At 63.3% G+C, this 10,327-nt stretch carries 11 protein-coding genes, 1 tRNA gene and 2 pseudogenes; 6 read left to right on the top strand and 8 right to left on the bottom strand.

The genetic code is table 11. The features are described from left to right. Together GJ629_RS16275 and GJ629_RS11255 are read left to right on the top strand one after the other, a co-directional pair. A pseudogene (locus tag GJ629_RS16275) lies at positions 1-466 on the top strand (hypothetical protein); the annotation flags it as partial. A 48-nt stretch (positions 467-514) separates the two neighbouring features. After that, positions 515-784: a hypothetical protein gene (locus tag GJ629_RS11255; RefSeq protein WP_157513158.1), complete on the top strand. Its 270-nt coding sequence runs from the start codon at positions 515-517 to the stop codon at positions 782-784. A 107-nt stretch (positions 785-891) separates the two neighbouring features. Here the strand turns inward: GJ629_RS11255 and GJ629_RS18005 are convergent. Then, a pseudogene (locus tag GJ629_RS18005) lies at positions 892-1,419 on the bottom strand (ABC transporter permease subunit). 105 nt (positions 1,420-1,524) lie between these two features. Here GJ629_RS18005 and GJ629_RS11270 point away from each other — a divergent pair. Together GJ629_RS11270 and GJ629_RS11275 are read left to right on the top strand one after the other, a co-directional pair. After that, positions 1,525-2,289 (top strand): DUF5518 domain-containing protein, encoded by a 765-nt coding sequence (locus GJ629_RS11270; RefSeq protein ID WP_157513161.1) that lies wholly within the window; start codon positions 1,525-1,527, stop codon positions 2,287-2,289. Between the two features lie 4 nt (positions 2,290-2,293). Beyond that, the gene (locus tag GJ629_RS11275) at positions 2,294-3,154 is read left to right on the top strand and encodes a DUF6920 family protein (protein ID WP_231754599.1); all 861 of its coding nucleotides are present in this window, start codon (positions 2,294-2,296) and stop codon (positions 3,152-3,154) included. Between the two features lie 85 nt (positions 3,155-3,239). Here the strand turns inward: GJ629_RS11275 and GJ629_RS11280 are convergent, their stop codons facing one another. Further along, positions 3,240-3,524 carry a hypothetical protein gene (locus tag GJ629_RS11280; protein WP_157513163.1) on the bottom strand — a complete coding sequence of 95 codons (285 nt, stop codon included), beginning with the start codon at positions 3,522-3,524 and terminating at the stop codon, positions 3,240-3,242. A 400-nt stretch (positions 3,525-3,924) separates the two neighbouring features. On the opposite strand from GJ629_RS11280, the gene GJ629_RS11285 reads away from it, so the two are divergent. Further along, positions 3,925-4,107, top strand: a complete 183-nt coding sequence (locus GJ629_RS11285) for a hypothetical protein (protein WP_197428564.1) — start codon at positions 3,925-3,927, stop codon at positions 4,105-4,107. A gap of 42 nt (positions 4,108-4,149) precedes the next feature. Here the strand turns inward: GJ629_RS11285 and GJ629_RS11290 are convergent, their stop codons facing one another. From GJ629_RS11290 to GJ629_RS11305, 4 genes are all read right to left on the bottom strand, one after another. After that, on the bottom strand, positions 4,150-5,298 hold the full coding sequence (locus tag GJ629_RS11290) for a Fic family protein (protein ID WP_157513164.1): 1,149 nt from the start codon (positions 5,296-5,298) through the stop codon (positions 4,150-4,152). 309 nt (positions 5,299-5,607) lie between these two features. Further along, entirely contained in the window at positions 5,608-6,099 is a 492-nt protein-coding gene (locus GJ629_RS11295) for a hypothetical protein (protein WP_157513165.1), read from the bottom strand. Between the two features lie 360 nt (positions 6,100-6,459). Next, positions 6,460-6,533: transfer RNA gene (locus tag GJ629_RS11300), tRNA-Thr, on the bottom strand. A gap of 56 nt (positions 6,534-6,589) precedes the next feature. After that, positions 6,590-7,570, bottom strand: coding sequence for a class I SAM-dependent methyltransferase family protein (locus tag GJ629_RS11305; RefSeq protein ID WP_157513166.1), 981 nt, complete (start codon positions 7,568-7,570; stop codon positions 6,590-6,592). 81 nt (positions 7,571-7,651) lie between these two features. Between GJ629_RS11305 and dph5 the strand changes: the two genes are divergently transcribed. After that, complete coding sequence (gene dph5, locus GJ629_RS11310) at positions 7,652-8,440, top strand: diphthine synthase (RefSeq protein WP_157513167.1); 789 nt, start codon at positions 7,652-7,654, stop codon at positions 8,438-8,440. Here dph5 and artA read toward each other — a convergent pair. Both artA and GJ629_RS11320 read right to left on the bottom strand, forming a co-directional pair. Then, positions 8,429-9,403 carry an archaeosortase A gene (gene artA / locus GJ629_RS11315; RefSeq protein WP_197428566.1) on the bottom strand — a complete coding sequence of 325 codons (975 nt, stop codon included), beginning with the start codon at positions 9,401-9,403 and terminating at the stop codon, positions 8,429-8,431. The genes dph5 and artA overlap by 12 nt on opposite strands. A 38-nt stretch (positions 9,404-9,441) precedes the next feature. Next, positions 9,442-10,327, bottom strand: an 886-nt coding sequence (locus tag GJ629_RS11320) for a tripartite tricarboxylate transporter permease (RefSeq protein ID WP_157513169.1), incomplete at its 5' end; no start/stop codon positions are given.

The raw sequence follows: 10,327 nt of genomic DNA on the forward strand, positions 1-10,327 counted from the left end.
CGGGGCCGCCGCCTGGGCCGTCGCCGTCGTCGGGTTCGCGCTCGCGTACCTCGTGCTGTTCGCCCGCTCTGGCAAGCGCCGCGTCGGATTCTACGGCCCGCTCGCGGGCGTCACTCTCGGCGTCGCCGGTGTCGCGCTGGGCGTCGTCTTCGCGTTCGTCGGCACCCTTCCCGGCGGCCCGACCGCTCACTACCGGCTGAACCTACTGGGCTTTCTTGGCCTCACCATTGTCGGCGTCGCCTACCAGTTCTATCCGCCCGGTGTCGGGACCTTCCCCGGCAGCGACGACCGGACCGCGCTCGCGTCTATCCTCGCGCTCGCTGTCGGCGTCGCCACCGAAGCGGCGGGCCTGCTCCTCGGCGTCGGGGGCCTCGCCACCGTCGGGCGCGCCCTCGCCGTCTGCGGGGCCGCTCTCTACGCCGGGCTGTTGTTCGGCCTCTTCGCCGAGCGCTACGGCGGCCGGTGAGCGCCCCCGACCGAAACCCTGAGCATCCGCGGCCCCGACGGCCCTGCTATGGCTCCGACTGTCGACGACCTCCGCAACGAGATCAGAGTGGCGACCGGCCGCCACGAACGCATCGAATCGACCGGCTTCACCAAGGAGGCGCTGGCGGCCATCTGCACCGCCGTCGACGCCGACGTGACTCTCGAACCGCTCCCCGGCAAGGACACGATGCGCACCGCCATCCGGCAGGCGGTCGGCGGCCTCGACACGTCCCGGGACGGCGACCAGTCCTTTCTGAAAGCCGAACTGGAGACCCTCGTCGCGGTCTTAGACGAGTAGTAGCGTACCGCCTTCCCCGACCGCCGCGGCTGTACTGCCTTCGCCGCTCTCCCACGCCCGACGGAGAATCCAGAGAGAAGGGTAGCTTCGAGAAGAGAAGGGTTCGATCAGAGGTCGGCGCGGTTGTAGCGCAGGTAGCCAACGACGAGGGGAACGATGCCCCAGATAGCGAGGACGACTAGGCTGAACCACTGCGAGAGGTACCACGGGCCGCTCCCGGCCATCGAACCGGTGAGGACGCCACTAACACTGTTGAGATAGGCCGAGCTGGGTGGCATGTTCGCGAGGAACGCGACCCAATCCGGCATCGCCGCGCCGCTGAACAGCCCCGGCGGGACCACGAAGCCGTTGGCGATGAACTAGGCACCGATCGGGACGATGTCCCAGGCGAACTCCAGCAGTACCAACGCGAGCACGCTGAGTGTGGCTACCCTGGCGGTGGAGGTCGTGCTCGCGGAGATCCCGACGTAGAACGCCATATAGACTAGGACGAACAGCATCGTCACCAGCCCGAACAGGACGTAGTCGGTGACCGAGAAGGCCACCTCGCTCACGAAGACGATCGCGAGCATCGCGACGAGTCCCACGAGAACGGGGATCGCCAGCAGTTGACCGACGCGGTACCACCGTCTGATCCGACTGCTGAATCACGACTTGTCATACTCACTACTTGGCGGTCTCACATATCCCGGAAGTGTAATCTGGAGATAACTAAGGCAGAGGCCGTTGTACCACTACGTATGGAGACGACTGACACTGCGGCCGGGGACGGGCGGGACAGTGCGACCAGTGAGCCACGAGACGACCTCGCGGTCGCTCGACCGTTGCCCGAATACGTCGATTGGCTCGTCGGAGTGGCGATCGCACTCGGGGGGATGGCACTGTTCGTCGGTGGCACCGCCGTCACCTTCGTCGTCGACCGGGAATTACTCGCGCAAGACATCGAGGCTGGCGAGATCACCATCGTCGTCTTGCAACGGGATCTCACAGAAGCGGAGATGCTCGAGTTTTCGCTTGAAGTCGTGAACTGGACTGGGATCGGCCTCCTCCTGACGGGGATCGGACTCGTCCTATTCGCTATCGGATACGTCGGATTCCGCCATCGCGCCCATCAACGTGTTACAGACGAGGGAGTCGTCGGCACGTATCGATCGTCGGCAGTCCTCGGTGCAGTCGCGACATCGGTGCTCTCGTTCGCCCCGTTCTCGCCAGTCCTCGGTGGTGGTCTGGCGGGCTATCTCGAACAGCCCGCGTCGGGACGACCAGTAAGTGTGGGTGCTCTTTCGGGATTCGTAGCGATGGTCCCGGCGCTGGTCATTCTCGGCTTCGTCACGATCGGCCTGTATTTGGGGTTCGCCACGATCCAGGAAGCCGGCCTCGGTTTCGTTGTCGTCGCGGGGATGGTTTTCGGACTCTTAGTTGTCAGTGCCTACGGTGCCGGACTCGGGGCGCTGGGCGGCTTCGCGGGCGGTCGCCTGGCTCAAAACAGCTCGGACGTTGAATAATCGTATGAGTCTGGTCTCGCGTTCTCGTTCGACGGTGTTCGGTCTGATGGTCGGTATTAGTGCGCTCGGTACCGCTGCCTTCGCGATCCGTCAGCGTCACGTGGCTCAGCGTGTCAGAGACTACACGGCAAGCGTCCAGGAATCCGCTACGCCAGCCAATGCCGACCCCTACGAACAGCGCGATGTCGAGGATCTGCCGCTCCCGGTTCGTCGGTACTTCGAGACTGTCCTCCAGGAGGGCCAGCAACACGTCACCCAGGTTCGGCTGACGCAAGCGGGACAGTTCCGACTTGGCGGTGCCGATGCAGCCTGGCACCCGTTCACGGCGCGTCAGATATACAGCGTCTCACCGCCCGGATTCATCTGGGATGCCGAGATCGAACTCGCCCCGCTGGTCTCTGCAAGGGTTCTCGACGCCTACGTTGACGACGAGGGGCTGCTCCGAGCCAACCTCTTTGGGGCGATTCCGGTCGCAAGTGCGGGACCCGATCGCCAGATGAACGAGGCGGAACTCCAGCGGTATCTCTCGGAGACGCCGTGGTTTCCGACGGCGTTGTTGCCGGCAGCCGGCGTCTCATGGGACGGGATTGACGATCGGACCGCCAGAGCGACCATCTCTGGTGGCGACGTGACCGCCTCAGGGGAGTTCCATTTCGACAAGTCGGGCTATCTCAGGCGACTCACCGCCGACCGATACCGACAGGATACCGATACAACTTCCCCGTGGGTCGGCCGATACGGAACGTACGAAAAGCGCAACGGGATGGAAATCCCGACTGAGGCCGAGGTGGGATGGGAAACAGCCGAAGGCGCGGTACCGTACTGGCGAGGGGAGATAACCGAAATCGAGTATCGGACTGGCTGACTATGTTTACCGGTTGAAGCGCGCGCTCTCGGACTATCGCGTGGCTGGAGGTATGTCGATAACAAAAAGCGTCTCTACGTACGGGCTATTTGATGTCTGTTTTTTCTTCCTCCTCTTCAAGAATCCGTGAGAGCACGACCCAGAGCGCGACGAACATCAGGACGAACACCGTCGCGCCCTGCAGGAACTTCGTGAAACTGGACTTCGATCCGTGCTCTTCGGCCGATTCAGCCTCCTTAGGTTCGTGTAAGTCGTGGTCGAACGAGTCATCGTCGTGGCCTGTGGGTGTCTCGAGCGAGGCTGGCCCGAACTGTGCGCCGTCGAAGTGTGGTTCGAAGATAGTGATCTTGGAGACCGGGCGCGCAAGCATACGAACGCAAGGGGGGAGTACAATTTCCGGATAGCTTCTGGTTCCGCTTTCTCGAACCGTCCCGCACGAACCCGGGTTCCAAACGAGACACAACTCACTGAACTCCACCTTCGGCAGTGACCCACGGGGTCACGCGTCCAAAATCATTCTCGACCCAATATGAACACGAGCGCGAGTACGGACGTGTTCATATTCGCAGTCGCGCACGCAGTACTGTCCGCGCGAGCGTCGTGATCACGCCGGCGCACCCACCCTGCATATAAACGATCCACCATCCAGTCACCGCAACAATCTAGGAATAGCGATCCGTGTTCACGAGTATGGCCGACAGTCTCCGTATCAGATTCGACGGAACCGGTATCGAGAGGACTCAATCGAGAAAGCAGCCGACTTCTACGATATGAACAAAAGCGATGCCGTCGCCTACGCCTGCGAGGACGTTGTCGAGGTCCTCCGTGCAGCAGAGCGTGTCCTCGAGCGCGAGGACCTCACGTTCGAGCAGCGTCGAGAGATTGCCGAGACGTTTTGGACACGGGCGACGAGTTTCGAGGTTGGGTTCGATGTAGAGCGTGTCCGTGATTGAAGACGCCAAACCGGTGGACAATCAAGGAAGTCTATCGCGAGGTCACGTGTCAATCGCACCGGTGAGGATCTCGAAGATATCGGTCGCTTTGAACTCTTGGTAGCGGTCCTTGCCAGTCGTCTCTTCCAGAACGCCCGCCGCCTCCAGCTCCGAGATCGCGTTCCGGGCAGTCTGGTGGCTGACATCGAGTAGGTCCTGAACGTCGGCGGTCGTCACGTAGGGCCGGCGGAACAACCGCATCGCGAGTCTATCTGTCGCGGTCTTCTCGTGCCCGTACTGTCGCTCGTACTCTCGACGGAGGTCGCGCAGTTTCTCTGTTCTCGAAACGGCATCGACGGCCTGCTGATGAATACCAGTCACGAAGAATTCGAGCCACGGTGCCCATTCACCGTCCTCGCTAACCGCTCGCATCTTCCGCACGTACTCGATCTTGTTCTGATTGAAGTATGCACTCGGATAGAGAAATGGCTTCGTGAGGTATCCTTGGTGGATTAGCTGTAGAGTGATCAAGACACGCCCGAGACGGCCATTGCCGTCGCCGAATGGATGGATCGTCTCGAACTGGTAGTGTACGATTCCGAGGTCGACGAGATGGTGAAACTCACCGCCACGGTTCACGTACCGCTCGAGGTTCTGCATTAGCGGCCGGATCTTGTCTGGAGCCGGTGGGACAAACGATTTCTCGAATCGACCGGGCGGTGGAATGTGTACTGGTTTCTGTCTGAACGACCCGAGGCGGTCGGCTTGGTCGCGAACTCCGTTGAGTAGAACCGCGTGGAGATCCTTCAGTAATTCCAGCGTGATTTCTCCATCCGCCGCAACCTTCTCGGACCCCTGTCTGATCGCCTGCTCGTAGTTGACTGCTTCCTGAATATCCTTGGCCGTCTCGTTCCCTTCGATGTCTTCGGGGCGGAACATATCCTCGAAGTCCAGCTCTGCCCCCTCGACGAGGACGGATTCGACAGCTTCCCGACGGACCAATGAGGTGTAGACTATCGGACTCACGTTCGTCTCGTCGGCGATCCCCTCGAGACGGCCGAGTTGATAGATTGCGTCCTGCAGCGTGTTCTGGAAATCAGCACCGAACTCAATATCTGCTGTCGGTGGCAAGTCGTCGGGCAAGTAATACGACTCACGCCCGTATGGAACATACCTTCCGGGTGCTGCCTCGGGTAAGTCCTCGCGATCCATTTGAGTCAGCTCGACCGATGAGGCGCTCACTCAAAAAATCCCTGCCTCATTTGAGTTAGAGTGTCCACTACCCGGCTAATATAAATATGACAGAGATATCTTGAATCCTCTAACTCAAACCAACTCGGAGAGTATTGTCTCCATACCTCGAGCTACCAGTTACTGTCTCCACCCGACAATCAACCGAAGACGGCGATTTGGCGATTGTGCGCCCAAGCGCACGATATATAGTATATATGCCCGCGTCCGGTCGGTCACCGTGTGCGGGCGCGCTCCCGTCTGGTGGTTTTAGAAATTCGCTGTCCGCGGTCAGTCGTCGATATCACTGGGAGAGATGCCGACGAGTTCAGTGTGTTCACCCTGCCGCCACTCGTTGACTCGATCCCCGACCCACGTCTTCCCGTAATCGACTAACGACGCGGCATCGCGATTCGAGAGGTCATTTAGCGCCACCGCACGCACGACCGTTCTGATTGCCTGCTGTTGCTCTGTCGGTCCCGATTCTTCTTCACTCTCGACTGCTCCGTCCATCTCGAAAGTGGACTCTTCACCAGTGTCGTAGTCCCAACGCGTGTCTTTTAGCCCGGTAATCGTCCGGATCGGCGTCTCGGTCTTGAGCTCACCGCTGGTCACATCGTCGTAGACTTCCACGCGCGTTTTCGAGGTCTTGTTCCAGAGGTGGCCGTTGCTCGTGACCAACCGCCGGAGTTCCTTCGTCGCGCCTCGAACGGTCTGACCAACTAACAGCATCGCCCGATAGGTCCCCCCGGGCGCTTCGCCCTTCCGTACGAGCTTCAGCATCTTGGCGAGCTGTTGCCGGCCTGCTGGTCTGATCCCTTCCCAGTGAGTCGCTGGTCGGTCTCGTGACGCTTTCCGCGCGTGCCGCGGTCGACAACAGCGTCGATCCACGATTGCGGGATCGGCTGAAACGCTCGGTCGTCGAGGACGACCGGCCACCGAGCGTCGGTCACGCAGCCCACCCCCTGAAATCGGAAGACAGCGACGCAACTGGATGCCTTTTATACCTGGGATCTGGACAAAAGTTTCCAAGCCGGTGGAGGGGATTATGAACTACGCCCGAGAACCGGCGCTTCGCGCAGAACCTCGGTCTAGTTCAAATCCCTCGACGGCTTCCGCACCTCACGTAGGTTCGTCGCAGGAAGCCGGTGGAGGGATTTGAACCCTCGGCCTATTCCTTACGAAGGAATCGCTCTGCCAGTCTGAGCTACACCGGCGCGGGTACTACTTCGTTGGAGCGAATACCACAATAAGGGTTGCGAATCGGGCGCCCCTAGCGGGACAGTACCACGTCGAGACAGACGTTCAGTTCGTGGGGGGCGTACGACCGGACGCTGTGGCGCGTCTCGACGGTCACGTCGTAGGTCGGTTCGGCCGCGGCGCGGATAGCGGCCTCGCCCGGGCCGTAGGGGTCGTCTTCGTGCTGGATGTCGTAGTAGTGGAGTCGGCAGGTGTCGCCCGCCAGCGAGACGGCGGTGTCCAGAAACGCGTCGGCACTGTGGGGGAGGTTCATCACGAGGCGGTCGGCCCAGTCGGCGTAGTCGTCGGTGACCTCGCGGACGTCGCCCGCGATGGCAGTGACGCGGTCAGCGACGCCGTTCCGGCGGGCGTTCTCCCGGAGATAGTCGATGGCGCGGTCGTTGATATCGACGCCGACGGTTGTCGCGCCGGCGGCGGCCATCGGGACGACGAACGGGCCGACGCCGGCGAACATATCCAACACCCGCTCGCCGTGGGTGACCTGTTCGACGACGCGGTGGCGTTCGGTCGCCAGCCGTGGCGAGAAGTACACCTCGGTCACGTCCAAGGCGAACGAACAGCCGTACTCGCGGTGGACCGTCTCGGTGCTGTCGCCGTGGAGGACCTCCCACTCCCGGAGGCGTTCGGTCCCTTTGACCTTCGAGGCGCGGTTCAGCACGGTCTCGACGGGGATGGCGGACTCGACGAGGGCGTCGGCGATTGCTCGCGCGCGCTCGGGATCGTCCTCGTCGATGATGACGACGTCGCCGAGTCGCTCGTAGGAGGGGTCGAAACCGAGGATGTCCTCGGGAAGTGTCTGAGTCTCCCGGACCGGAACGTCGCGCGTGTGGACGGACAGCGACTCGGGGACGGCATTCGGATCGGTGACAGGGATGTAGATGTGGTCGTCCTCGACGACGATCTCGTAGTCGTGGGCGAGCAAGCCGCGGTCGTCGAGGTCGGCGCGGGTCTGCTCGCCGTCCTCGCGCGGGACGCGGACGCAGGGGGTCTCCATCGGACGGGCAGAGGCGGGCGGCGGCGTTAACACTGACGCTTGGTCCGGGCAGTTTATCGGCCGCCGCCGCGGAAGTGGCGTATGCTCACTTTCGTCGGTCTCGGACTGTACGACGAACGCTCGATCACCGTCGCAGGCCGGGAGGCCATCGCCGACGCCGACCGTGTGTTCGCGGAGTTCTACACCAGCAAACTCGCGGGCGCGAGGCTCGACGACGTCGAAGCGGCCCACGACACGACTATCGAGGTCCGCTCCCGGGAGGGGGTCGAACGGGACCCGGACCCGATTCTCGACGCGGCGGCGGACGGCGACGCGGTGTTCTGTACCGCCGGGGACACGATGATATCGACGACGCACGTCGACCTCCGGTTGCGGGCCCACGACCGCGGTATCGAGACGCGGGTGATCCACGGCACGACCGCCGAGGCGGCCGCGAGTTCGCTGACCGGCCTCCAGAACTACCGCTTCGGGAAGGCAACGACGCTCCCCTTCGAGTCCTCCCACGGCGGCGAGGGCGTCCCCGACAGCGTCGTCGAGACCATCGAGGACAACCGCCAGCGCGGCCTCCACACGCTGGTCTTTCTCGATATAAAGGTCGAAGCCGACCGCGAGGAGTATATGTCCGGTGACGCGGCAGCGGGACTGCTCGCCGAGCACTGGAACGACGAGGCGCTGGGTGTGGTCGTCGCCCGCGCGGGTAGCCCCGAACCGGTCGTCACGGCCGACACCCTCGATTCGCTCGCGGCGCAGTCGTTCGGAGAGCCACTCCATATGCTGCTTATCCCGGGGGACCTCCACTACGTCGAACGGGACGCACTCGTCGAACTCGGCGGTGCGCCGAAAGCGGCCGTCGAGGAACTACTCGTCTGAGCCGCCGTCGGTGCGAGCGCCCACGTCGAGTGCCTGCCGGAGGTCGTACTCCTTGCGAGTGAACACGTATATCCCTTCCTCGACGATGGTCAGCACCTCGGGCAGCAACTTGACGACGACGTAGGTGATGCCGACGAGCGCGACGACCGAGAGGAACTGCGCGATGATCCGGTCGGCGAGGATGTACGACACCTTGTACGTGGAGGTGAGTGCGAACAGGTCCACGATGGCGTCGGGGAACAGGTGCATCTTCTGGAGGCCGAAGGAGTAGGCGATGAAGACGTTCCGGGCGATGTTGAGGACGTAGATGATGGCGACGGCGGCACCGAGGGCCTTCAGTTTCCGGCGAAGCGGCGCTTGCACGGCGGCGATCAGGCCGGCGAAGATGGCGACGCTCCCGAGTCCGGTACAGGCCAGTTGGATGGTGTAGACGACGTTGTACCCCTGTTCGGGGTTCTGAAACAGGAACGAGACAGTGTGTGCGGCCGTCTCGGCGTTGACGTTCGACGGGAACGCGCTCCCTTCGACGAGGCTGAACTCCGTCGTAAAAAACGACAGGACCCACGCGGTGTGGCCAGTGACCGTGTCGATCAGCGGGCTCCGGATGGCATCGACCGTCGAGGCGGGGAGGTAGACTAGCCACATCACGCCGACGGCGCGGGAGAGGACCCGCAACTGGTCGCGGCCACTCGCCAGCAGGTATCCGATCCACAGCGACAGCGGGATGCCGACGAGGACGCCGATGCCTTCGGTGATGCTCTTCTGATCGAAGATGAACTGGTAGATGGAGGCGACCCACAACACCGAGAGGACGGCCCACCCGACGACGAACACCGACCGGGCGTACTCTTTGTCGTAGCGCTCCAGTACGATGCCGGCGAGGAAGACGACGAGGATGGTCCACGCCAACGTCCCCCAGTACTGGTAGAGGGCGGCGAACGGGGCGACGATTCCGTCGGTCATTGACCATTGGTTGCGCCGAAGCGAGTATATGCTTTGCCCTAGAGTGCGAGCGGCACGAGCAACACCCCCATCAGCGAGACGCGGCGGGCACCGGCCCACGGCGGGACGAGGCCGACGGCCGTCGCGACGACGAACACGACGACACCGAGCCATCCGGTAAAGCCCCAGACGAGGACGACGAGTGCGGCGATGACACCGACCGACAGCCGCCGGTTGTCGAGGCGACCGACCGTCCGGAGGTACCGGTCACCGATCACCAGCACCAACACGAACCCGACGGCCGCGGCGACGGCGATACTCACGAGAAACAGCGGCAGGGAGACGGGCGTCCCGACGGAGTCGACGGCGACCAGCACGCCCGTCCGGGGCTGGTCGAGCGCGACGAATGCGAACAGCGCGAACACTGCGGTCGCCGTGTTGACGCCGCTGGTAGCGACGACGAACCCACGGGAGCCACGGCTCGCCGGGACCGAGAGCAGGACCAGCGTGGCCGCGATGGCACTGGAGACGCCCGGCAGGTAGCCGACGACGGCCCCGGCGAGCGTCCCGAGGCCCGCGACCCGGAGGACGCTCCGTCGCTCTTCGAGTACCGCCGGGTCGTCCTGCGGTGGGACGCCGTTGCCGCCCATCGCCGACAGCAACACCGGTGCGCCGAACAGCCCGGCGAAAAGCGGCGCGAGCATCCCGCCGGCCGGTAGCGGCCCGCCCGGCGAGAGGTCGAGCGTCGCCACGCCCAACAGGCCGCTGGCGGCCAGCGAGAGGCCGGCACCGAACCGCGCGCTTCGGGTCGGTTCGGTGAACACCAGCGCCGCCGCGATGGCGGTCAGGACGACGCCGAGGTTCGATTCGATCCACGGGTACGCCGCCGTCATCCCGTCGGTCAGCGGGATAGCCAACGGCACCGCGAGGACGACGGCGAGACCG

Source organism: Halapricum sp. CBA1109 (assembly GCF_009741825.1).
GTDB lineage: Archaea > Halobacteriota > Halobacteria > Halobacteriales > Haloarculaceae > Halapricum.

What these genes read in the sequence shown, in the direction of transcription:
- GJ629_RS11255 (WP_157513158.1), top strand. Translation starts at nt 515, where the DNA reads ATGGCTCCGACTGTCGACGACCTCCGCAACGAGATCAGAGTGGCGACC.
- GJ629_RS11270 (WP_157513161.1), top strand. Translation starts at nt 1,525, where the DNA reads ATGGAGACGACTGACACTGCGGCCGGGGACGGGCGGGACAGTGCGACC.
- GJ629_RS11275 (WP_231754599.1), top strand. Translation starts at nt 2,294, where the DNA reads ATGAGTCTGGTCTCGCGTTCTCGTTCGACGGTGTTCGGTCTGATGGTC.
- GJ629_RS11280 (WP_157513163.1), bottom strand. Translation starts at nt 3,524, where the DNA reads ATGCTTGCGCGCCCGGTCTCCAAGATCACTATCTTCGAACCACACTTC.
- GJ629_RS11285 (WP_197428564.1), top strand. Translation starts at nt 3,925, where the DNA reads ATGAACAAAAGCGATGCCGTCGCCTACGCCTGCGAGGACGTTGTCGAG.
- GJ629_RS11290 (WP_157513164.1), bottom strand. Translation starts at nt 5,298, where the DNA reads ATGGATCGCGAGGACTTACCCGAGGCAGCACCCGGAAGGTATGTTCCA.
- GJ629_RS11295 (WP_157513165.1), bottom strand. Translation starts at nt 6,099, where the DNA reads ATGCTGAAGCTCGTACGGAAGGGCGAAGCGCCCGGGGGGACCTATCGG.
- GJ629_RS11305 (WP_157513166.1), bottom strand. Translation starts at nt 7,570, where the DNA reads ATGGAGACCCCCTGCGTCCGCGTCCCGCGCGAGGACGGCGAGCAGACC.
- dph5 (WP_157513167.1), top strand. Translation starts at nt 7,652, where the DNA reads ATGCTCACTTTCGTCGGTCTCGGACTGTACGACGAACGCTCGATCACC.
- artA (WP_197428566.1), bottom strand. Translation starts at nt 9,403, where the DNA reads ATGACCGACGGAATCGTCGCCCCGTTCGCCGCCCTCTACCAGTACTGG.